Origin of the sequence: Mesorhizobium sp. M0676 (assembly GCF_040320535.1) — a bacterium.
Taxonomy (GTDB): domain Bacteria; phylum Pseudomonadota; class Alphaproteobacteria; order Rhizobiales; family Rhizobiaceae; genus Mesorhizobium.
The window spans coordinates 1-23276 of the sequence record NZ_JAMYPU010000047.1 but is presented as its reverse complement, the minus strand read 5'-3'; the positions used below and the strand labels follow the sequence as shown (position 1 = coordinate 23276).

Annotated in this window: 18 protein-coding genes and 1 pseudogene; 11 read left to right on the top strand and 8 right to left on the bottom strand. The window is 57.4% G+C overall.

From position 1 onward, the window contains the following. Positions 1–41: 41 nt before the first annotated feature. The gene (locus NKI35_RS29610; protein WP_023707057.1) at positions 42–254 is read right to left on the bottom strand and encodes a Flp family type IVb pilin; all 213 of its coding nucleotides are present in this window, start codon (positions 252–254) and stop codon (positions 42–44) included. 540 nt (positions 255–794) lie between these two features. Between NKI35_RS29610 and NKI35_RS29605 the strand changes: the two genes are divergently transcribed. Genes NKI35_RS29605 through NKI35_RS29580 form a run of 6 tightly spaced genes read left to right on the top strand, consistent with a single transcriptional unit; the run spans position 795 to position 6345 of the window. Further along, positions 795–2177, top strand: coding sequence for a TadA family conjugal transfer-associated ATPase (locus NKI35_RS29605; protein WP_023750722.1), 1383 nt, complete (start codon positions 795–797; stop codon positions 2175–2177). Then, on the top strand, positions 2177–3148 hold the full coding sequence (locus NKI35_RS29600) for a type II secretion system F family protein (protein WP_023707059.1): 972 nt from the start codon (positions 2177–2179) through the stop codon (positions 3146–3148). The genes NKI35_RS29605 and NKI35_RS29600 overlap by 1 nt, the downstream gene beginning before the upstream one ends. Before the next feature lie 18 nt (positions 3149–3166). After that, entirely contained in the window at positions 3167–4117 is a 951-nt protein-coding gene (locus NKI35_RS29595; protein WP_023723920.1) for a type II secretion system F family protein, read from the top strand. A gap of 51 nt (positions 4118–4168) precedes the next feature. Beyond that, positions 4169–4708 carry a tetratricopeptide repeat protein gene (locus NKI35_RS29590; protein WP_352742311.1) on the top strand — a complete coding sequence of 180 codons (540 nt, stop codon included), beginning with the start codon at positions 4169–4171 and terminating at the stop codon, positions 4706–4708. Between the two features lies 1 nt (position 4709). After that, positions 4710–5249 carry a prepilin peptidase gene (locus tag NKI35_RS29585; protein ID WP_023707062.1) on the top strand — a complete coding sequence of 180 codons (540 nt, stop codon included), beginning with the start codon at positions 4710–4712 and terminating at the stop codon, positions 5247–5249. Between the two features lie 25 nt (positions 5250–5274). Beyond that, complete coding sequence (locus NKI35_RS29580) at positions 5275–6345, top strand: phosphatase PAP2 family protein (protein WP_352742309.1); 1071 nt, start codon at positions 5275–5277, stop codon at positions 6343–6345. 173 nt (positions 6346–6518) lie between these two features. On the opposite strand, the gene NKI35_RS29575 is transcribed toward NKI35_RS29580, so the two are convergent. The 6 genes from NKI35_RS29575 to NKI35_RS29550 form a co-directional block, all read right to left on the bottom strand. Continuing rightward, positions 6519–7637, bottom strand: coding sequence for a phosphatase PAP2 family protein (locus NKI35_RS29575; protein WP_156932485.1), 1119 nt, complete (start codon positions 7635–7637; stop codon positions 6519–6521). Positions 7638–7990: 353 nt separating this feature from the next. After that, the gene (locus NKI35_RS29570; protein WP_352742307.1) at positions 7991–9196 is read right to left on the bottom strand and encodes a TadE/TadG family type IV pilus assembly protein; all 1206 of its coding nucleotides are present in this window, start codon (positions 9194–9196) and stop codon (positions 7991–7993) included. A gap of 182 nt (positions 9197–9378) precedes the next feature. Then, complete coding sequence (locus NKI35_RS29565) at positions 9379–10260, bottom strand: alpha/beta hydrolase (protein ID WP_352742305.1); 882 nt, start codon at positions 10258–10260, stop codon at positions 9379–9381. 192 nt (positions 10261–10452) lie between these two features. Next, complete coding sequence (locus NKI35_RS29560; RefSeq protein WP_352742303.1) at positions 10453–12762, bottom strand: CapA family protein; 2310 nt, start codon at positions 12760–12762, stop codon at positions 10453–10455. Positions 12763–12855: 93 nt separating this feature from the next. Next, a complete protein-coding gene (locus tag NKI35_RS29555; RefSeq protein ID WP_352742302.1) occupies positions 12856–13308 on the bottom strand; it encodes a hypothetical protein in 453 nt (150 codons plus the stop codon). A 16-nt stretch (positions 13309–13324) separates the two neighbouring features. Next, positions 13325–15334 carry an ATP-grasp domain-containing protein gene (locus tag NKI35_RS29550; RefSeq protein ID WP_352742317.1) on the bottom strand — a complete coding sequence of 670 codons (2010 nt, stop codon included), beginning with the start codon at positions 15332–15334 and terminating at the stop codon, positions 13325–13327. A gap of 410 nt (positions 15335–15744) precedes the next feature. Between NKI35_RS29550 and NKI35_RS29545 the strand changes: the two genes are divergently transcribed. The 5 genes and pseudogenes from NKI35_RS29545 (at position 15745) to NKI35_RS29525 (ending at position 22649) form a co-directional block, all read left to right on the top strand. Then, entirely contained in the window at positions 15745–17325 is a 1581-nt protein-coding gene (locus tag NKI35_RS29545) for a hypothetical protein (protein ID WP_023707072.1), read from the top strand. 14 nt (positions 17326–17339) lie between these two features. Beyond that, positions 17340–19028, top strand: a complete 1689-nt coding sequence (locus NKI35_RS29540) for an ATP-binding cassette domain-containing protein (protein WP_023707073.1) — start codon at positions 17340–17342, stop codon at positions 19026–19028. Continuing rightward, the gene (locus NKI35_RS29535; RefSeq protein ID WP_023701628.1) at positions 19025–20347 is read left to right on the top strand and encodes an HlyD family type I secretion periplasmic adaptor subunit; all 1323 of its coding nucleotides are present in this window, start codon (positions 19025–19027) and stop codon (positions 20345–20347) included. The genes NKI35_RS29540 and NKI35_RS29535 overlap by 4 nt, the downstream gene beginning before the upstream one ends. Before the next feature lie 1036 nt (positions 20348–21383). Further along, a pseudogene (gene arsH / locus NKI35_RS29530) lies at positions 21384–21999 on the top strand (arsenical resistance protein ArsH). Between the two features lie 320 nt (positions 22000–22319). Beyond that, positions 22320–22649, top strand: a complete 330-nt coding sequence (locus NKI35_RS29525; protein ID WP_023707078.1) for a DUF8692 domain-containing protein — start codon at positions 22320–22322, stop codon at positions 22647–22649. 108 nt (positions 22650–22757) lie between these two features. On the opposite strand, the gene NKI35_RS29520 is transcribed toward NKI35_RS29525, so the two are convergent. After that, positions 22758–22967: a hypothetical protein gene (locus NKI35_RS29520; protein ID WP_023707079.1), complete on the bottom strand. Its 210-nt coding sequence runs from the start codon at positions 22965–22967 to the stop codon at positions 22758–22760. Positions 22968–23276 lie beyond the last annotated feature (309 nt).

Genomic DNA, 23276 nt, shown 5'->3' with positions numbered 1-23276 from the left:
GCCCGGGTTTGGACAACCCGGGCCTGATGCCGATCAAACGATCAAGAACCGGCACCGCTGGCGCAAGATCCGATACCGGAGGCGTCCATGGCGTTGCAAAGGCCGGTGAAGCGGCCCGTAACCCACCCGCCGATGCCGATGATGAAGCCGATAGAGGCGACCGCAATAATGCCAATCAGAATAGAATATTCGACCATAGCAGCGCCGTTTTCGTCGTCGCGGAACTGCCGGGTCATCGTCATGAGCTTTTTCATGTCAATTTCTCCCTCTGGAGGTTTCAACCCGACGAGACAGAGCCAAGGATGAACTCCATACCCAAGCATCCCCCGTCACCTCAATCCTAGGTCCCGAGAAATTGGAGAGTCAAACGGGATTAACGGTCCTTTAACCTTCTAATACATGAATTTGCGAGTTCGGCGTGACCTCAATTTTTAGCAAGAGCTTGATTCGTCAAATTTTTCAAGCGTTCTTAACCATTCGTTCACAATTGCCCCTCTGAGCTAATCAAGGCATACGTACTTTAGCCAGATCGCATATTCCTTTATATCTAAGGCGTTGTAGCATTTGTGAAGAGGATGCCCCGTGTCAGGTCACCCAAGGGGCGCTGGTAACGTGAAAGCTTAGTGCGTCACTCGTGTTTGGCAGCGCGAGTGCCGGAAATAAATCGATATTTTTCTGCCGCACTCCTTAACTATGTTGAAAGTATTGGCCTCACGTGAGGTGCCCTGGCGCTTGTGCGCCGCTTGGTTAACGTTTAGTTTCGGCCCATATGGGCTCTAGGGGTATAAGGCATTATGCTGGGGCGGTTTATCAAGGGACCGAGTGAGCCGCAGGCGCTGCAGCAGCTAGCGCCGGTGCCAGCAAGCGTGTCGGCACCAGCCTCGTCGGCTGAAGTCGAACCGCATGGCGACGATTTTCTGACGCTCAAGGTCGAGCTGCATCGACATCTGATTGACAGGTTCAATCTTTCCGCTCTTGAAACAGCCTCCAAGGACCAGATCCTCAACGAGATTCGCCCGATCGTTCGCGAGTTCGTTCGCACTCGTGCCGTGCCGCTAAACGCCCGCGAGCTCGACCAGCTAACCAGCGACACGGCCGACGAGATGCTCGGTCTCGGACCGATCGAACCACTGCTCAAGGACGATTCCGTCAGCGATATCCTTATCAACACGCACGACCGTGTGTTCATCGAGCGGCGCGGCGTGATCGAAGAGACGGCAATCCGTTTCCGCGACGAGGCGCATCTGTTGCGTGTGATCAACAAGATCGTCTCGGCTATAGGCCGGCGCGTCGACGAATCGGCGCCGATGGTCGACGCTCGCCTGGCAGACGGCTCGCGCGTCAACATCGCGGTGCGACCGATTTCTGTAGATGGTCCGCTGGTGTCGATCCGAAAATTCTCCAAGAATCCCTATTCGCTTGAGCGCCTGATGGCGTTCAATTCGATACGCCCGCCAATGATCGAGCTGCTGCGGATCGCCGTCCAGGCCCGCAAGTCAATCCTGGTCTCGGGCGGCACCGGCAGCGGCAAGACGACCTTGCTCAACGCGCTCTCGAGCTACATCCCGGCCAGAGAGCGCCTGATCACCATCGAGGACGCGGCGGAACTGCAACTGCAGCAGCCGCATGTCGGCCGTCTGGAGACGCGGCCACCGAATGTCGAGGGCAGAGGCGAGGTTCGTCAGCGCGAATTGCTGAAGAACGCGCTTCGCATGCGGCCGGACCGCATCATCGTCGGCGAGGTTCGCGGCGAGGAGGCCTTTGACATGCTGCAGGCGATGAACACCGGCCATGAGGGGTCGATGACCACTATCCATGCCAACACGCCTCGCGACGCTATTTCTCGTCTGGAGCAGATGGTCGGCATGGCCGGCATGCCGATGACGCACGAATCCATCCGGGCACAGATCGCTTCGGCCATCGACATCATCGTGCAGACGCAGCGGCTCGCCGATGGCGGCAGGCGCGTAACGTCGATTTCCGAGATTACCGGCATGGAAGGCAATGTCGTCCAACTGCAGGAAATTTATAACTTCGTGAGGCGCGATGTAGCTGCGGATGGAATGATCATCGGGGATTTTCGCGCCACCGGTGTCCGCCCGCGCTTCGCGCCAGAGGCTGCAACGCTGGGGCTCCATTTCGGCAAGGATGCCTTCAACCCGCAGGTCGCCCTCTGATGCTTAGTGGACAGGCGCTGCTTTATTTTATCTACATGCTTGCGGCAGCCTCGGTGATCCTTGCCGGCGAAGCCCTTTACCTTTCTCTGGCCGGTCGCCGCTCCCGACTCGTGGCGGTGAACCACCGGCTCCGTCGTCTCGCTGATGAAGCGCCCGCGGAAAAAACCTTGCAAGGGTTGCTGCGAGAACGCGGCCTGACTGATTCAGGAGATTTCATCTTCGGCTTTGTCTCGCTGAACAGGCTTTATACCCAGTCCGGCATCACCGGAAACCCGATGACCTTCGCAGCCTCGTTTTTTCTGGCCGGCCTGGGGTCGGCATTGCTGCTCTGGCTTTTCCTTCACGTATCGGCGCCGGCAGCCTTCATCATCTTTCTCGTGGCGGGCTTTGCCTTCCCTGTTCTTGTTTTGCGCCGGGCACGTAACAGACGGATCAAGAAGTTCGCCAAGCAATTGCCCGATGCACTGGACATGATCGTTCGTTCATTGCGCGCAGGCCATCCGGCCTCAGTTGCGATAGGCCTCGTCGCCCGCGAGATACCTGACCCGCTTGGCACGGAATTCGGCATCGTCGCCGACGAGATTACTTTTGGACTCAGCATGGAGCAGGCCGTGCGGAAATTAACGGAGCGGGTCGGCTTCGAGGGACTCAATTTGCTATCGGTGTCCCTTTCTATCCAGGCGAGGACCGGCGGGAATCTTACCGAAATCCTGGCAAATCTCTCGACCGTGCTGCGGGAACGCCAGAAACTGCGGTTGAAGATCAGGGCCTTGTCAGCCGAAGGCCGGGCCTCGGCCTGGATCATTTCCTTGTTTCCGCTCGTCATGTTTGGGGCGCTCTGGCTGATCGCGCCCGGCTACTACGGCAAAGTCTGGAGCAGTCCTCTCATTACGCCTGCATTCGTCATCTGTGGAAGCTGGGCCCTGTTGGGAGACTTTATCATGTATCGAATGGTCAATTTCGATTTCTGACAGGAGCGAGTCATAAATCTGTTTTCGAACACCGACGACCTGACTTTTTTTGTATCCATCGCAGTCTTCGCGTCCGCGGTGGCGCTGTTCCTGTTTGCGGCGCTGGTCTTCCTGCCGGCACTGCAAACGCGGAAGCTAGTCGCGGACAGCCTTTTGGGCGAAGGCTCGGTCGATCCGCGATCGATCCTGGGGCGGGACCGCCTCGCCAAGATCGCGGCGCAGAAGCCGGTCGACGCTTACTTCAGGTCGATCGAGAAAGAACGCACTGAACCCAATGCTCTGGAGGCGAAACTCTTCCGCGCTGGATTTTATCGAGCGGGTGCGCCTCTCGTCTATACGGTTTGTCGCCTCGGCGCAGTTTGTATAGGCTTTCTGGCCTTGTATGCCCTGCTGTCGTGGGTGCTGCCTCCACGACTGCCAGGATTCCTAACTTTCGGTGGCTCGGCCTTGTTTGGGTTAGGCTGCATCGTCATTCCCAGTATCATGCTGGATCGGTTCGAGAATTCACAGAAACAGATATATCGTCGCGCCTTCCCTGATTTCATGGATATGATGATTACTTGCGCCGACGCCGGTATGAGCCTCGAGGCCGCGGTCGAACGCGTAAGCCAGGAACTTGCGGCCACGCACAAATGGCTGGGAATTCAGCTAACGATCATGAATCTGCAACTGCGCGCCGGCAAGCCACTTCGGGAAGGGCTTCGCGAACTGGCTGACCGCATTGGCCTTGACGAGGCGCGGGCGCTGGCCGTGCTGTTCCGGCAGTCCGAAGAACTGGGCACCAGCCTGACTGACGCCCTGCGTGTCTACAGCGCGGAGATGCGCAGCCAGAGGATTCTGCAGGCGGAAGAGCGCGCCAACGCCTTGCCTGTCAAAATGATGATCCCACTCGGCCTGTGCATCTTTCCGGTGGTAATGATGGTAATCATGCTGCCGGTGATCATTCGCATGAAGGGCATTTTCTTCTAGGTGCGTATATGCTCTGTTCCTAATATCGGTCGGGGGACTCGGGGAGATTGTATGAATAGGCCAATTGCAGTCGTGGCCTGCCTGTTCATGGCGGCACTCGCCGGCTGCCAGACGAACGGAGCGGACGGCGTCCTTCGAACCAACGAGCCGTCGAAAGGCGACGTAACGTCCTTTGGCGATGCGTTCGACGGGTTGAAGACGGTCGGCGATGTTGAATACTACGCCTCGGACCAAGCCGTCGCGGAGGCCAAGAACCAGTTTCGTGCAGAAAATTACGGCAATGCCGGCGCACTGTTCTTCAAGGCGACGCAGCTTGCCCCCAATGATGGCGGCGCCTGGATGGGACTGGCCGCCTCCTGCGACCGGATCCATCGCTTCGACCTTGCCGATCGGGCCTATGGCCGGGCCTTCAAGCTGTTGGGTGCGACGCCCGAATATTACAACAATGTCGGCTATTCCAATCTGTTGCGCGGCAAGCTGCAGGAGGCGCGCAGCAATTTCCTCAAGGCCTATGAATTGGCGCCCAATGATCCGACCGTGGTCAACAATCTGAAGCTGCTATCGTCCAGCGTGCAGAACATCGAGCGGTAGGATGTTGTTTGGCGCGTCGCTGTCGATAAAGGCGCTTGTGATCCCTCTGCTGGCATGGGTCGCCTGGATAGACTTCTCGGCCCAGAAGATATCCAACCGTGATGTGCTGCTGCTCTTGTGTCTCGGGCTGGGATCGCTTCAGCTTGTTTCCATAGCTAGCGGATCGTGGTGGGATATGGGATTGAGCGCGGTCGCCGGATTTGTGCTGTTCGTCGCGCTCTTTCCGTTCTGGATTTTGCGCAAGGTCGGAGCCGGCGACGTCAAGCTGATGGCGGTCGTTCCGTTTCTGACCGGTGGAAACGGTCTCGCCCTGTTCTCGGTGCTGCTATTGGTTTTCGCCGTCGCCACCGTGGCCATCATGAAAAACCCTTTCATGCTGCCGGCAGGCGCGTTTCGGGTCTATATACAGCACTTGGACCGCAAGGGCGTCGTGCCTTTTGGCGTGCCGATTTCAGCTGCTGCGATCTGCACGATAGCGTTCCAAATCTATGCCACTCTGGCGCTGGTGGGCAGTTCTGGGATACTGCGGCAGCTTAACTAGCGCTTGGTTCCGGAGATCTTCTTCCATGTCGATAGCGCGGCTGGCGATCCGTACCACTTCGGAGGCGTGGCGCGCTAATCAGCCATTTTTCGTGACGGTATTCGCCTATATTCTACTGGCGCTTATTGCTGCGGCGCATTGGAACATCGTCATAAACTTGAAAATATATAATAAGAATTTCTTATTTTTTGGGGCAGCCGTAACCCTGATCCTTCTCGCTGTAGTCCTGGTTCGGTTGACTATTCAACGGCCGGAGCAACCGTTACGTGCCATGAAGGATCTCATGCTGGCCAACAACCTGCCGGATCGAATTGCATTGGGACTGCCCGTTGCGCTCGTCATCCCGCTCTTTTTCTCGATGTTCACCAGCATCAAGGGGGGACTCAGCAGGATCCAACCATTCTACGCCGACACGTCCCTGGTGGCGATCGACAGGGCAATTCATGGCGGGGTCGATGCATGGAGGCTTTTTCATCCTATGCTTGGCTTTGGCCCTGTCACCTTTTCGCTGAACGTTCTTTACAATCTCTGGTTTGCCGAGGTTTTCATCGTTTTGTTTTGCGTCGCTTTTTCAGCGAGGAATGGACGGCTGCGTTCTCAGTTTCTGGTCGCGTTTGTCCTTACCTGGGTGTTGATAGGTAACGTTTTGGCGGCAGCCTTCGCTTCAGTTGGGCCGGCATTCTTTATGCCCTTTTACGGCGATGGTACGTTTTCTCCCCTGATGGACTACCTTCAGTCGACCAATTTGACCTATCCCGTTTCGGCGCTGACTACGCAAAATTATCTGCTGGTCGATGCCGGGTTTGATGGTCCACGCTTGGGCAGCGGCATTTCAGCCTTTCCGTCCTTGCACGTGGCTGTCGCGACCCTGAACGCGATTTATCTCTGGCGTTTCGGGCGTTTGCTCCGCTGGGCCAGCATTGCGTTTCTGGCCGGAATCCAGCTGGGCTCGGTGCACTTGGCCTGGCACTATGCGGTCGATGGATACGCTTCCATGCTGATGACGCCAATCATCTGGGCAATTTCAAGACGACTGTCGAACGCCCAGCCTGGCCTTCAAATCGGTATGAAAGATCGTCGGGTCGAAATAAACTGAGCTTGCTTGTACCGCGATTGTACACGGCTAGCTCCTATTCCAATGAGATCACCTTCTCACCTACAAATCGCCCAACAATAGCGTGTTGAGGGGCGCCATGGCTACATTGAGACTTGGTATTGCGTGAAACAGCGCCTGTCGCTCGAACGGTGGCTCCGTCGAAATGTAATCTGTTATTGCTTTGCGCCTGTAAGCTTTCCTGTGGCACGCCAGATCAGCCACACCAGGATGATCGAGACATAGCCGTCAATGGCATAGTGCCAACCGAAATAGACCGAGCCGAACATGATCGCTGCGACGTAAAGCCAGGCGAAGATGCCGGCCGTCCGGTTGATGCTGCTAAGCAGCAGCGCGTTAAGCGTAACCACGGCGACATGGAAGCTTGGCATGGCGGATATACCGGTCCCGATCGAGGCCTGGCGGCTGGTGTAGGACGAATAGAGATAGTCGCTTATGCGCAGGATGGCCGGGCCTGCATTGCTGCTTCGAAGCGAGGCGGTGAGATCGTCAAACAGGTCCGGGTCAAACAGCCGGTCGTAGAAAATTGGCCCTGCGGATGATCCTATTATCCGCACAAAGATGCCGAGGATGACCGCAGTCGCAGAGAGCGACAAGAAGTATCGCTGGCGCTTGGCGGCGTCGTCCATCCATGCGGCTGAGACGACCACGAAGGCGACGGCCACGAACCACAATTGGGCATAGAGGACATAGAGGATTTGATCGACAACACCTGGCAAGGGAACCGAGCGCGCCCAATTCCAGACATGCCCGAAATGCAAGGCCGCATCGATTTCGGCAAGCTGCCGATCGGCGAAGAACGGCACCATCTGCGCAAGTTCATACTTGTAGGTGGTGAAGGCGGCCAGGCAGAGAATGAAGATACCAAGGGTGAGGGTCGCGCCGCGCCACCGGGAGCTGATCTTTGCGAGGAACCAAGTCGCCGGGGCTCGTCGGTCTCTGAATGGTGCCGCGATGCCGATCCCAAGCAGAATGATGAAGGGCAGCAGGAAATAGAGGATCAGCAGCCGCCGCGTTCCCAGTGCCGCGAGGTAGGTTTCAGGGAAAAGGCCAGCCGCGACGCCGGCGTAGCAAAGGCCGAAGATCGCCAGTTTTGCCGATAGCCCTATCGTCGGTGCGGAAGTTAGGTCAGCGCTCGCCGCCATATTCGCTTCTTTGGCGGGTCTTTCTTCAGAAGGACCGGAGCGTCGGCCGCGACCGGAGCCGGTGGGGTAAACATCAAGTATTGGACAACGGTGACGAACCCACCGGCACCGGCGCTCGCAATCGCGCAAATCAGAAGCATTCTCAAAAAGCCCACGCGGAAATCGCTCCTCAAGCCGGGAGAGAGGATGCGCTCGACTTGGTTAAGAAGCAACTACTACGATGGCCAGAAAGGAGAGACCGATGGCCGTCTAGAGCAGCGAGGGCTAGAGGTCTTTGCAAATACCATCCTCAGCTTGCTGCACCTCGCTCGGGTTCGCAGTCTCGGCGAATGCTGCAAAGGCGCGTAGATCGGCAACGACGGTCCCCCCCCGCGACGGTGACTTTAGAAGCGTGGTCGCATCCCGTTAAGGACTGCGTTTGAGAGTTCGCTAACTCAGCCGGAAGGGCACCTTCGAAGCCACGAAGCGGGTACCGTCTCCATCTATTGCAGCAACGCGATTGCTGCGTCTCCGAGACCCTTTGGTGGGGTGCCGCTGTAGCCATCGAGGTTGACGCTCGAATCTCCATTGTAAGAGAATTGCCAAGCAACAATCCATCCCAGGCCGGTAGCCAACTTCTTGTCATTGGTCCCTTTCATTTTAAGGTGGTGCATTGGAGAGTATATTGTACCATTTACCGAGTAATTCTTATTTATTGCAAGCGATATAGTCGGCAATAATGGCAAGGCGGTACGCGATCCGAAGATGGCAATGCCGGTATAAACGCCGCTTGTAGGAGCGGAAAGTTCCATGGCGCCGTTCCCGCCTGCCTGTATGATGCTGGACTTGGAATCGACGAATATGGTGACTTCCTTGCCTGTGATTTTCGCATTGTTGCTGATGCCGACTATCGCATTGTGAAAGTAGTGAACGCCTGGGGAAAGCACAATTTTTCCACCGAAGTCGATGCTTCCGCAGAACACCCGCCCGGCCGGAATGGTGACATCCGAGAGCGCCTGGTTGCTGTAGTCGCAACCGGTCGGGGGAACCGGTTCTGGTGTGCTGACAAGTGGGTCGGCGAGGAAGGGCTGGTTCGTCTTCGGGGAAACGCTGTATCCGCCGCCTTGGTAATTGCCGACTACCGAGACTTTTGTCGCGGCGATTTTGCCGGCCCCAACGTGTCTCAGTGCTTCGGGGCTGGAAGAATTTACCTGAATGCCACAATTTGGCACCGACACCTTTCCTAAACCGGTCACACTCAGCGCTCCGGTTGAATCTGGATCGAGAGCATAGATGCAATACTCCGGGGGGGCCTTTCGTGCCTTTGCCGTGACGTGAAGGCTGATAGCCTGAATGCCGGCAAGATTCATAAAGTCCGTCGGCATTGTTGCGGCGATTTCAACTGCTGCCTCCCGCGAGACGGGAGTCGGCGTCGTGATGTCGACTTCAACCACCGCTCCCACCGCAAAAGAGCCATTACCAAGCGCAATGTTCTTGGCGGCCGCGACGGCTTCCTCGTCTCCACCGTCGCTCTCTATAGCTGCCAGAGCCGCCGAATCGGCCAATTCTTGCAGCCTGGATTTCCAGGTGACCGCACTGGTAAGGTCAATGGCCACGCCCAAGACCAAGCATAGCGGTAGCGCCACCAACGCCGCTGCCACGGCAAAGTTTCCGCTCCTATCGAGCAGCAGGTCCTTCAGCTTTCGCATTGAGATGCCCTCGCAGAGAAGCAGGCTAGCTCGAATCGCGTTTAAACTTTGCTAAATTAGAATATCCTAATTAATTTGCGTGCCGCCGCAGGCTGCGCAAACTTTGACCAAGCGACTCGCGCTAGGCTATCTCGCTCATCGAGGTATCTACATCTTGCCGAGCTACAGGACCGCAGATCCCGCTATTTGAGTCCGAATGCACTCGCTGCCTGGTCGGACCGCAGCATGTCACTTGCCGAATGCCCGACTCCCGGCAAGATCACAATACGCCAGTTAAACGGCCACCCGTTTGCGGTCGCGACAGCTTGCGCCAACTCGTATGTGTACTGCCCCCGCTCCAGGCGGGTCGCTCCCTGCCGCATGGCAGCGGCGCTTTCATTTAGGTCGACATCGCCGGTATCGTCCTCTCCGAGATAGATCGTCAGCGGCAAAGCCAGATACGCTTTCATCTCCTGGGTTGCTTCATCCGGCGTATAGACGCATCCCGAGGACACGCAGCCGAGCCCATAGGCCACGGCTTCCGCCAGCGAGGGCAAAACATATGAGGATGGGTTGGCAATCACCAACCTTTTCGCGTCGGCCAGGGAGAAGGCCGCAACACGAGACGTGAATTGGCCGCCGGCGGAATGCCCGAAAAGGTAATACTGCGCGTTCGGCAACCCCTCTCGTGACCTCGCCCAGTTCACCAGGCCCTTCACATACCAGACGGTCCATCGATCCCGCGGCTGAATAGCGCCGCTGTTGACGATCCCCCCACGTTGATAGCTCCAGCTTGGGAACCTTTCCAAGTCAAAGAGCGGCGCCATTATGATCAGGCAGTTTCGATCAGCGAGAGACTGTGCATAGTCCCTGTAGGAAGACGCCGTTCGGTTCAACCCATGGAAGACGAACAGGATCGCGGGATTGCTGCAGCTCTTGGGGTGATAGGTATAGACGGTCAGCTTCGTCCCGTTGATGGTTGCCGTGGTCGTACCCTTGCCCACCTTCCAGGCAAGCACCGGGCCTGAGTAAATCAGGCTGCAGGCCATCACCGCCGCAGCCGACAGACGGATCAGAAATCGCACCTGCCCCTCCTTATGACGATTAGCATGATGCCATATTTCATTAGAGACTTCTAAACAAATTAAAATCGCCCGGCCGGTAAAGACTTCGTTTCAGTCATAGGGACTTGGTGCTTATCGAAGGACGGCTTTCCCGACTCGCTATGCCTGGTTGGAGAGAGACGACTCAGCTCCAACGAGGGCGGTCCGATCATCTCAGCGCGACGGGATAGACAATTTGAGGCATCTGTCCTGGACATCAGCTACTGCACCGCCCAGTCCAGGCGACAAATCGAGTAGCCGATCAATCATCGCCCGGCCGGCCGTCCCTCCCATTACTTTTGGCTGGTAGTCGAGGCGCGGATCTCTATTCCGAGTGTAGACGGGATATATGTCCAGATCTATCTGCCTCGCACCAAAGCGGAAGCACGGCAAGATAGACTCAGCCCGGCTGCTTCCAGATCCAAAGGCGAAATTGCCGACACTGTATAGTATCGGCCGATCTTTATAAATCTCGATAGCCTGGAGGATATGTGGATGGTGGCCGATGACCGCGTCCGCGCCGAAGTCGATAAACTGCCGTGCTTTCAGGCGGTTTTGCTCGGTAGGTTGGCGTCGGTATGTAGCAGTAAACCAATGCACCATCACCGCGATCCGATCGACCAGCGGCCGCAGTTGTTCGAGGTCACGCTCGACCAATTCGGGCAGATGCTGGGCGGAGCCTGGAAGTTCGCCACGAGCCGCCGTTCGGTCGTTCCAGTAATATCCGAGCAGTCCGATTCGGATATCCACGCCGTCAAAAATCGCCGGATCGTGGGCCGAGTTCTGGTCCCTGCCGCCACCGTACGGTTTGATAGAATGTCGCTCCAGCGTCTCCAGCGTCTCAACTACGCCACCCGGACCGCAGTCCTGAATGTGGTTGTTCGCAATGGTCATGGCAGCAAAACCGGCGCGGCGTAAGACAGCGGCTGACTTGGGATCGACCTTGTATGAGTATTTCTTACCGGGATCTGCTTCCTCGGATGCGGAGGCGAACGGCCCTTCAAGGTTTCCCGTTATCAAAGCGCTGCGCCTGAAGATCGGCTTGACCCACCCGAGGGGATAGTCCGGGCCGAACCTGCGGATACGATGGCGCATCCGCATCCCCGTCATGACGTCTCCGACCGCGGCAAGATGGTATGGGGCGGTGGCGGACGATGAAAGGGACAGCTCAAGTTGATCCGGATCGACGAGATCGCCATCATCCGGAATTATGACTTCCGGAAACTTTTCGCGAATTTTGGCAACATGGCGCTGCACGTCTAGAGAGCCGCTGAGGCGGTGAGGGAGGGGCGGAACTGACGGCGCGAGCAGCATGTCGGTCACAAGCGAACTAAAACCGATCCCGCGCTTCTCGAAGATCTCCCGGATCGGCGTTTTGTAAAGCCCGCCGGACGCCACGCTGTCCGTATGAAGAAGGCACGAGACAAAGCTGCGTGGAGATGATCTGATCGACCTGGTTTTGACCCGGGAGGGAGCGTAGGGGCTGTCGGAAAGTCGCCCAAGCTGCAAAAGGGCACCAGCAACCAACTCCATGCAGGCAAATTCGTGCCCGAGAAATACTTTGTGCAGATCCCAGATCGCCCCCGCGACGGCTTGTGCGACCAACGCCTCCTGCGGCTGCATTTCGTCATCGTCAATGCGGGTCTCATTGGCAAGGCTGCCCGCAGGCACAAACTCAGCATCGTGACGAGCGTGCCAGCACCCGACGTGGGGGCTCGATAGCATCCAGGCCGCCAGGTAAGTGCTCACGGCATATTCAAGGGCGCCCGGTCTGCTGAACGCGGCACGCGGTGCACGCAGCCTGTCGGCCTGCACGTCAGCGGTATGACGCACGACGTGAAGCCCGAACGCCTGGTATATTTTGCCGGCGTCGTGGGATGGGTCGCAGAGATAGGCGCCGCCTGAAATTAGCGGCAGCCACCCGTCCGCGATGACCCCATGCCCCGGTCCAAAAAGTAACTCTCCGCAGAGGGGAATTGAAAAATCATCGAGATTTTCCATTCTTGCCGGGTAACGATATCTGGCCCCTTTGACCGGCACCCACCTGCTGGTGTCTTCAGAACTGCCCGGCCTTTGCTTCGGCCGACGTGCATTGACGATCGCCCTGACTTTCGGCAGGGGGCCTACTCCAAGTGAGCGAAGCACATCGTTGATGCGCTGGCTCATCAAGGAGACGTGGTAGTATACATTGACTTGGCCAAAGCCCGCGGCGGCCTCGCGGCTCTCCAGCACACCGCAAACGCCACCGCCAGACGGCTGGAAAGAAAAATTGCCATACTCGTCGGGCGACACTTCGCCCATCTGGCCTGTCGGCCAATCCTCTTCCATGCTTGGATGGCTGATGACGTCCACGTACCGCCCCCGCAGGCCGCGCCTTCCGGCGCGCTGCGAGAGATATGGCAGTTCGACCTCGGCCAGATGAACGCGGCCGCCGGTAAAGTCCGACTCACATGGCTCCCAGACGTAAACAGAGCCAGTCGCCATATTTACTCCATTGTCGAGCTTACTGCTTTCGCCGTCATGCCGTGCGCAAAGCAGTAACTGCTGCCCCGACGTGCCTTCACCCTCGTTTTCCCGTCAATGCGTGTCTATTGGACTACTGTCTTTTTTCTTGTTCCCGGTCGACCCATTGCGGGCACCTGATGCGTCAGTCGCCTTGCCAAGCTCCCGCCGTGCATTGTCCAGCACTTCCGTGATCGATCCCTCACCGATCAGCTTGAGCTCCTGCGCGAGCACATCCGATTTTGTGAGCGGCCATTTGTCTAGGGACGCTGCGCGCACGAAGCCATACGCCGACGGCATGCGGACCATCAGCCAGCCCAGGTTCACCATCTCCGCAGTGAACTCCCGCACAAATTTCGCCCCCCCTATACGACGCCCGGTCAAGCGCCTGAATGTCTTGTAAGACATCCTTGCACGGGTTCTAGGCTCCCCCGCCTTGTTCTTGGTGCGTTGCAGGGCCAAGGCGACGAGTGCTGCCGCGTCGCCTTGCGAAACATTTGGTGTCGCAGTTGCTGAAACAGTATCCATGAACGCTACTCCCTTTTTACCTCAGCAGAGAAACTCCTGCCTGCTGCTGAACTCCATTTGCGTAAGGTCGATTCGAAGGTGGCGACGCCACCTCATCGAACCATGCATCCCGTTTTGCCAGATACGAAATTGCCATTGCATGCATGGCAGCCTTGAGCTGCGGCGGTCGCGACGCAAACGTGGCAGGTTCCGCAACCAGCTCGCCAGATCCCGATGCAAGCGTCATCTTGGCTCCGGACCCATCGGTGCTCCACCGCATCGATAGAGCCAATCCACCGCGTTGTAGATGTCGCCGCAAATCATGGCCAAGCTCAGTCTCGGCACTTGTCAGAATCAATCTTTCAACAGGCAGCGCCGACAACGCCTGGCGGGATACTAAATCCTCATTGTGGACTATAAAACAGCCCCGGTTACCGGCGTTCAAAACTGCTTTGGCCAGGTTTTTGAGAAGCTCGCAATTCTCGACGTCCGTCGCCGTCACCGACACGGCGTGGCAAGCGCCCAGACCAAGACCGTTCTCCGAGATTCTTGCTGGAGAAGCGGCATAAACCAGCGCTTCCAATAAAGGATCCCTGGCCAGCATTTGCGGTGTTGCTCGCTGGCTGAATTCTTGTGGTGCGGTGTTGATGTAGGCGCCTTTCTTCGACAAGAGGCCGATGCTCCGCCCCTCTGCCATGAACCGGTGCTCGATCGCTTTTGCCACCATGCTGGTATGCCGGTCGCCAAGGACGAGCACCGTGGCAACTTCCGATGAAGCCGGATCGTCGTACATATTGGCCAGGATTATCTCGCTCACATCCCTTGCCGTGCCGGCCCGCGGCCAAAGATGAAACTCGATCCCTGGTCTAGCGTTCACCTCGATGACAGTGCACCCGACATCTTTGTGAGATTGCGCAATGTCGGGCATGATCAGATCCAACCCGGCAATACTGAGCCCAATGACCCTGGCGATGCGTTCACATAACTTATGATTGTCCGGATGGACGGAGTTTGTAACGTCGACCGGTACGCCTCCGCGTGCGAGGTGACCGTTTGGTCGCAGAACCACCTGCTGCCCGGCAATCGGGATAGTCTCCATCGTAAAATGGTGCAAGGACAGGTGTCTAAGCAGGTCGTCGTCGATTTCCAGACGCGACAGACGCCTGCCGTCCCTGTCAGGTTCCCGATTCAAATCATCGATCAAGTGGCGCAGCGTTTTTTCGCCGTCGCCAGTAACCTGCGGCGGGCAACATAGGACTGCCGCCACGACACGAAAATCAACAATCGTCGCTCGATACTCCGGGCCGGCGATGAACTCTTCTACCAGCACGCCATACCGGTCAGACTGAGCCACCTGGTACGCTATGTCGAACGCGGCTTCAACAGCGCGGCGTCCCCGCAGCTTGACTGAAACTCCGCGCCCCTGATTGCCTTGGGCGGGTTTCACCACCACAGATTTGCCCAGCTGCTTGGCGGCAGCGACCGCCTCGGATTTGCTGCGAACCGTTAGCTGGCGCGGTACGGGCAAGCCGGCCTGCGCCAAAAGCCTGTTGCCCAGCCTCTTGTCGAGGGCCACTTTCGCGGACGCAAACGATGTCGAACCGGATATCGTTGAGAAGAGCTGCTTTTGGTTTTTGCCTTGGCCGAGACGAAGGTGGTTGCGCGCGACAAACTCGAACGGGATGCGGTTCCTCTTGGCGGCCGCAACCAGCACTGCGGTCGAATTTGAAAGTCGCCGTTTCTTTGCTCTTTCCAGGTTCAATTCCCGTGCGAGGGAATACTTCGATGTGGCATCCCCATCTCGCGTTGCCTCGCTGACCGCATGAACGACAGCCGCCGCGGCCGCGCGCGACATTTGCGGGTCGTCCGACTCCCAGACGATCACTGAATTGCTCTCGGACGGATCGCTCACCAACGTGGCCACAGTTGGAAACGAATAAAAATTCATCGCGCGGCGAAGCTCGAGGTCCGCGGCCAGGATCGCATCAGCAAGATACGAAGCTACCGATGCATCCTGCTCGCACTCCGGAAAGAGATCGGAAAGCACCAATCGGACCTCATGAGTAAAACCGGAGACGCGGGCAGTAGCCAGTTGCCCTAAATTAAGCGTCAATTTAACGACTGTATTCGCGTTATACACATTGAGGCCGGATAGCGTCTTGAACCCGGTGATCTCAAACGGCTCTAATTCCCCAACTGGGCATACTATAGCCATACATTTTGCCCCCCAATTAACCTTCCGACTGCTCTACGAAAGGTTCCTGCCTCCATCGCTTGCGCGCAACCCTCAGTTATATTATGGTTAGCTAATGGTTAAGGCAACAAAAAAATAAAGGGAGGTTGGAGCCAGAGGAAAACAAATCTTAAATTAAGTTTTAAATAAAAAGACTCGAACTGCGTAATTGAAGTAGTGTTGGGGTGGGTATCATGTCTGTTTGTAGAATTCAGCGCGGGCGCATGAAGAAAGCCAAGCGTTCGTTCGCGACTCGCCGGGTCGCGGCCTCGCACATGCGCACGTTGATCACAGGTTCCTTGCAGCCGATCGCAGGCGATCTTGTCCTGGCTCGTGTGGACAAACTCGGCAATCACAGCAGATTGGAGCTGATCAACGGGAGAAAGGCGATCATGTTTCCCGGCGATGAGATAATCATTTGTTATGGAAACAGATACGCACCGGACCAGTTCGAAGCTGTTATTGGCCCTGATCTCGGACCATGTGACCTAGTGGCGGGGGGGGGCATCGCAGCGTGTGAGCTTTCCAGACATGATCGCATGATTGCGCCAACAAAGATCACCCCTCTCGGACTGATCGGGGACAAGTTCGGTCGCCGATTGAATGTTTGGGATTACAAGGTCAGCTCCGACGACCTTCGGCCCTCTCTGCCGATTGTCCTGTCGCTGGGAACATCCATGAACGCGGGAAAGACATTGACGGCGACGTCGTTGGTAAGAGGTTTCAAAAGAGCAGGGCTTAAGGTTGCCGCGCTGAAGATTACCGGAACCGGGTCCGGTGGCGATACCTGGATTGTGCGCGATGCGGGCGCTGACATCGTTCTTGATTTCACCGACGCCGGGTTTGCAACCACCTATCTTGCCTCGGTGGAAATGATCGAAAAGGGCGCTTTCCGCCTGCTGAACCATGCTGCCGAAAATGGATGCGACGTTGCTGTCATCGAGATTGCCGACGGGCTGCAGCAGAAGGAAACGTCCGAGTTAATTCTGGCGGAATCATTTCGCAGCATGGCTCTTGGCACGATATTCGCGTCCTACGACGCGATGGGTGCAAAGTATGGAGTGGATACGTTGCGCGCTGCCGGCCACAAGGTGCTGGCCATCAGCGGCAGACTTGGCCGATCCCCGCTTGGCGTGAGAGAGGCTGAGGAAGCTACCGGGCTGCATTGCTATTCCCCGTGGGATCTCCAGGATGGCGCGCTCGGTCCTGTGTTTAGGGCCCGCGCTGCGGAAAAACTGTCCAATGGGCAGAGCAACAACCCGTACCTGCGGCGCATTGCGGCATCGTCGGAGGCAGCCATGCCGGTCGGCGTGGATCGAGCCCATTCTCACCAACTCCGGATTGATTTCTTGGCAAAGGTCGCGCGCGAGTTGATTGTAGCCGAACTTGGAGAAGTAAATGCCAATGGCAGCCTGGCGACGTGGCCCAGTCCATTCGGAAGCATCTTGGTCACTCTGCCTGAGCGGCCTTCCCAGGGTTCTATCCCCACATTCATGTCGGTGCAGGCGCCCACGGAACTAGTAGAGGCAGCAGTGCTGGCAAAAAGCCGCGGTGCCCTCAAGTCGTCGCTCTGCGGCATCTTGCAGGCCCTCGGCTGCGCTCCGCTCCCGGCTGCCAGGATGTCCTACCTGCTGAATGAAACCTGGTCAATGTTTGAGGCGGCCGATCATCACGACAGACCTCTGCAAAACGCACTTGAGGCGCCGCCGTTGGATGCTCATGATGACATTGATGCGGTGATCATGAATTTCTCTGGCCTCTTCAATGAGCATTCTGATCAGCACGCTCCCCTTGGACGCGCGTGAAAGACGGTGTCCCGATGAACACACGAGGCAGGCGTCGGTATAGCGGCCCCCTCAGCGAAATGTGGAGAAAGTCGATACCCGGCCTTGCGGCTCTGGTGGTATTCAGCGTGTTTATCAATGTTTTGCGCTTTGCCGGCCCGCTCTATCTCATACAGATATTCGACCGGGTCATCTCGAGCCGCAGCGTTGAAACCCTTGTCATCCTGACCCTGGCTGCCTTGCTCGCCCTGGTAGCCGGCGTCGCACTGGAAACCATTCGCCGTCGCATGCTTTCGCGTTGGAGCGTATGGATCGAGCACCAGTTGACCAGCCAGTCCGTGAAAGCCGGATTGACGTCAGGTGTCGCCAATCCGCCGCTGCTGGCCAGCATCGAGAAAGTCGCGGGCTTTATTGAGCGCGGGCTATCTCCCTGGTTGGACGTGGTTTGGGCGCCGATTTTCCTGTTGTGTGTGTACTTCATCCATCCCGTTCTCTTCCTGATCGCAATAGCAGCCACACTTTTGCTGATTGGCTTGGGCCTGTTGAAAGAAAATTTCACGCGAGAGCCCCGCCAGGCGGAACGTGATGCCGTCAAGCAGGCAAAAGAGGTGTTGGTCTCGGCGGATAGGCATAGAGACGTTGTCAGCGCGTTCGCAATGGCGGATGCGATCGCTGGTCGCTGGGGCAGGAACCGAGTGGACGGCTTCTTGCAACGAGACCGGCTCAACGCCCGCGGATCGAGCCTCGATGCTGCGATCCGGGTGCTGAACCGTAGCCTTTACATTATTCTGCTGGCCTCCGGTATATGGCTGTTCCTGAACGATCAAGCGTCGCTCGGCGGCCTGTTTGCAGCCCGACTCATTGCCAATTTTGCCTACAGGATGGTGGGCAAGGCGGTTGGAGAGTTCAGAGGCTTCAGGGAAGCGCGGGAAGGATATGCAAAGATCAAGGCGGACCTTGCCAAGCCGTCGGACGGAGGCCCGTCGTTGCTGCCTGGAACTCCGCGCGGCACATTAATTCTTGATGAAGTGGCGTTCAGGCACGCGGGATCGCGAGAAGACGTATTCAGGAAACTGTCGCTGTCGCTGGCGCCAGGCGAGTTGCTATTGGTCATCGGGCGCGCAGCTACCGGCAAGACAACGCTTTCCCGTCTCCTGATAGGTTTGCTCAAGCCACGGACCGGACAGGTCCGCCTGGGAGACATGAACGTCACCCGGCTTCCGGATTATATTAGAGCCGAGGCTATTGGCTATTTGCCACAGCAGGTCGAACTGTTCGAGGGAACCGTCGCCCAGAATATTGCCCGGTTTCAACAAAGCTCTATAGACGATGTGGTTTCTGCGGCAAAAATAGCGGGAATCCACCAGGTTATTATTCGCCTAGGCCAGGGCTATGACACCGTGCTTGACGACACGGTCGGACTGTCCGGCAGCGAACGGAAACGAATTGCACTTGCAAGGGCGCTGTTTCGCGCACCGAGACTTATCGTTCTGGACGAGCCCTTCGCCAATTTTGACAGCTCATCGAGAAGGGCGCTTGAAGCGGCGGTGAAAGTCATGAAGGAGTCTGGATGCTCGGTAATCATTACAATGTCGGGACAAACCAACCGTCTTGCCGGATTAATCGACCGGACGCTGATCCTGGGCGGCCGAACGCCTGAGCTCTCCGATCCCACGGAGCGCCCGGTTCGTCCTCAGAAAACTGAGTTGCGGAGCGTCAAGTGACAGTCCCGCTCGCCGTTGACGCCAAACAAGCTGGAGACGATCCTGCGCCCTTTGGTAACAACTTCATTGTTCTCGGTTTCGCGATAATCGCAATTTTTTCGACCCTGACCGGCATGTGGCTTGTTGCGGCTCCAATCCAGGGCGCCATTGTGGCCAATGGGTTGGTGGAGGTAGCCTCAAACGTAAAGACAGTGCAACATCTCGAAGGTGGGATTGTATCCGAGATATTGGTTCAGGAGGGCGATCGCGTATCGCCAAGTCAGGTCCTGGTACGACTGCAGAGCACTGCTTCTACGGCCGCTGCGAACGAGATCAAGGCGCAATGGTACGAGGCGAAAGCTACCGAGGCACGGTTGATCGCCGAGAGAGACGGCAAGGACTCAATCGAGATTCCGCCAGAGTTAAAGGAGCCCGGTAAAATGGCGGCCGAGGCTGTTTCCGGCCAGGAGAGTATCTTTCGAACACGTCAGACCCTGCTTCGTGAGAGACTTTCCTTGCTGCAGCAAACGACCGGAAGCCTGCATAAGGAGATAGAGGGCTATGAAGGGCAGGTGGTGGCGGCCACACGGAAACTGGAGTTGATCGAGGAGCAGCTGGGCGATGTTCGTGCCCTGTATCAAAAAAAACTGGTGGTAAGGACGCGCCTGACAGATTTGGAGACTGAAAAGGCGGATGTGGGAGGCGACCTGAGCGGCTATATCGCGTCGATTGGCGTTGCCAGGCAAAAAATGGAGGAGACGAAGTTCAAGGTTGCTGAACTTAATGCATCCACGGCGGCCGACATTGTCGCTGAGCTTGGGGTGGTGCGTGCCAAGATATATGAATCCGCTCAACGAATAGCCGCCGCCGATGACGTGATGACAAGAACCGAGATCCGCGCTCCCATCGGAGGCACCATAGTGGGGCTCAAGATTCACACCATTGGCGGGGTAATAGCAGCAGGCGATCCTCTGATGGATATCGTGCCCATCGACGACAACTTCGTCGTGATTGCCAACGTGGACCCGCTTGACGTCGACCAGGTGAAAGTGGGGCTGCACGCGACCATCTGGCTCAGCGCGGTGGGCAGGCGGTATCAGCAGCCCATGAACGGTGATGTCCGCACCCTTTCAGCAGACCGGCTGGTCGATCCGCGCACTGGCAAGGCATTTTATGCAGCTCGCATCGCTCTGACACCTCAGTCCCTGAAGGCGACGCCCGTGGCATTGCAAGCCGGAATGAACACACAAGTGATGATCGAGACTGGAGCGAGGTCAGCATGGGAATATCTTAGCGCTCCGGTCTACGCTGCCATGGGTCGGGCTCTGCGCGAACAATAGGATTGGCTATCGGGGCAGCCGTCTTTGGGGTGGATTGTGAGCGGTGCGCAAGCTCAGCGCCTCCACATCTCAAAAGATAGCGTGCACCTGCTGGGGTGAGAGAAGAGCCCATAAGCGCTAACTTTGCACCAAGACGGCGCTTCTTGCAGCGGCGGATTGGCTTTTTGCGCCGTCTTGGTGGGTCGCAGACGTGACGAATGATTTCAGTGACGCGGGTGAGGATTTTTCCCGGCCGCATCACCATCAGTATGGCGTTGAGGATTTCAGAACGCAGGAGACTATGCAGCCTCCAAAGGGACAGCGATTGCGCCGTGCGTGGTTTGGTCCTCACAGGGGGGAGAGTCGAGAACGTCGGTGATGGCCTCGTCGATCATCAGCGCCAGGATCAGGTGGGCCGTCTCACTGGCCTGCGGCGTGGGGCAGGGGCGCCATGGCGGTTCGTGCTGGAACGCGCACGAAGATTGCGAGAGATATTGCTGTGTCGGCAACCGACAGCATTCGCTTGGATAGTTACTATCACTGACAAGAGGCCAGCGGCTAGCATGCACCGCGGGCAAAGATCTTTCAGTTCCTCAATGCACGGAGATGCCGTCGGATGGAATGGCCTATCGGGAAGAGAACTCGGCGACGACAAAATGAGGAACACAGTGGTGGTTGAGTCTTTATCAGGAAGGTGCCCTTTAGCCCCCGACGACGATATGTATCGTCTGCCGGTAATAGAGGCTTGGCCTCAGTCATCGGTTGGCATGGTCTGAGACACTGTGCAAAGTAGTCCTCCTGATCCTTAGAAGTGGTCGGTAGCGCCACTACTTTGCGGGACGACATACGAGAGTTGCAGGCCGAGCGGTCAAACATCGAGGGCCGCCGGCTCGTTAGATGCCACTACTCGTTCCTCGGCGCCATTCCAACAGGCTGAACTTCGAGGCAAGTGAGCCCATCCTGGTCCGGCGCCTCGACTCGTAAATCCATTCCACCGATTACAACTGCCTGCAAGCTGCCGCTTGTTTGTTATGACGAGCAGTTTCGGCCGATCGACATGCAGGCTCTGCTGGACGCGCCCCGCTCCATTCACAAACCGCGCGTGCTGATGCTCTACGGATCTTTGCGCGAACGGTCCTATTCCCGGCTCGCTACGGAGGAGGCTGCCCGTATCCTGCGCCGTTTGGGTGCCGAGGTGCGTATCTTCAATCCCTCGGGCCTGCCACTCCCCGATTCGGCGTCTGCCGATCATCCGAAGTCCAGGAACTGCGGGATCTGTCGATTTTGTCGGAGGCCCAGGTCTGGTGCTCTCCGGAACGGCACGGGTCTATGACAGGAGTAATGAAGGCGCAGATCGACTGGCTGCCGCTCTCGATGGGTGGATACGCCCGACGCAAGGCAGGACGCTCGCTGTGATGCAGATGCGGGTGGCTCGCAGAGCTTCAACGCCGTCAACCAGCTGCGCATTCTCGGGCGATGGATGGGGATGGTCACCATCCCCAATCAGTCGTCAAGTGGCGAAGGCCTTCGGCAAGTTCGACGAGGCCGACCGCATGAAGCCCTCGTCGTACTACAACCGGATTGTCGACGTGATGGAGGAACTGGTGAAGAAGTTTGTTGCAACGCCGGAATTGTCCACCACAGCCGCACCAGTGGTGGAGCGATTCCCCTGAACGTGGTTGTTGGCGGCGGCGCTGTTGATCGTGATCGTGCCGGACAGGATATTGCCCGAGAAGTCGATTTCGGTTGCCGTCCCGCCAAGCGTCACGGCGCCGCCGAAAGAGTTGTGCGTGATGTGATGCTGCGCACCGATGACGCAACCATCGGCGTTCTGTTGTGCGATGCTTGTTCAGTGCCACAAAATGTCATGACAACCGTCACACTGCCGCCAGGTGCTTGTCATGTGGTCGAGTGTTGACCCGTCAGGCGCTGCGGAAAGTCTCCATGTCAATAACCCCTGTTCCCGGATAGCAACGATACTGTTATTGTAACCGTGCCGGAACAGAGCAGAACTCGGATCTGGGCGGCGCCGGCCGGGATCATCAGCCTGCTGGGACTTGCCGCCTTCATTCCGTTCCTACGCTCGCTTCCACTGCGGCTCACGGTCCTTATGCTGCTCTCCGCCGCGCTCTTTCTCGGTGGTGCGGTGGGGTTGCAAATGGTCGGCGGCAAGATCGCGGAAGCCGAAAGCACAGAGGTGTTTTGGTATCGCGTGGAGACGAACCTCGAGGAGGCTCTCGAACTGGCCGTAGTGCTGATCTTCATCTACGGCTTGCTCTGGTATTTGGACCGGCGGGCGGAAACGACGGCTCCAGACCGGTGATTACGCTGGCACTCCGGGATGACAGCATCTGCCGCAATTCGTCAGCACGACCGGATCAGTTCCTCCTTGGTTAGGCAGGGCCGTTGATAGCAAACTCCGGGAGTGATTTCACCGCTGACCAGCAGGGTCGAACAATGTCCCACCGGTTTCGGCGCCGGTGCGGTTCAAAGCATCATTAAGGCCGCTCCTGAAGCCGCGGCCGTTCGCAACTCGAATGAGTTCGACCGATTGCGGGTCGACGAACATATCCGCCAGGGTCTTGAGATTCATGCGTAACGCAGCGCGCTTTGCGACCTCGCCCGCAAGGTCCGCTTTCATCGACCGGTTGAATTCTGTGGCACCGCAAGGCAGTCGGCAATCCAGCGCGCGTTGTTCAGGCGGTTTACCGACGGCCGTCAGAGGCTTTTATCCGCCCAACATGTATCTCAAACGACTGGAGTTGCGGATCATCCGACGAATGGATGGGGCTAGCTTCCTTTGGCTCGGCAGTAATGCCAGACTGGATGGAGGGAGCACGACATGAGGCAGACGCGTAAAATAGCAGCGATTCTGGTCTCGGATGTGGTCGGCTACAGCCGGCTAGCCGGCGCAGATGAAGATCGCATCTTGGCACGGCTGCGGGCGTTG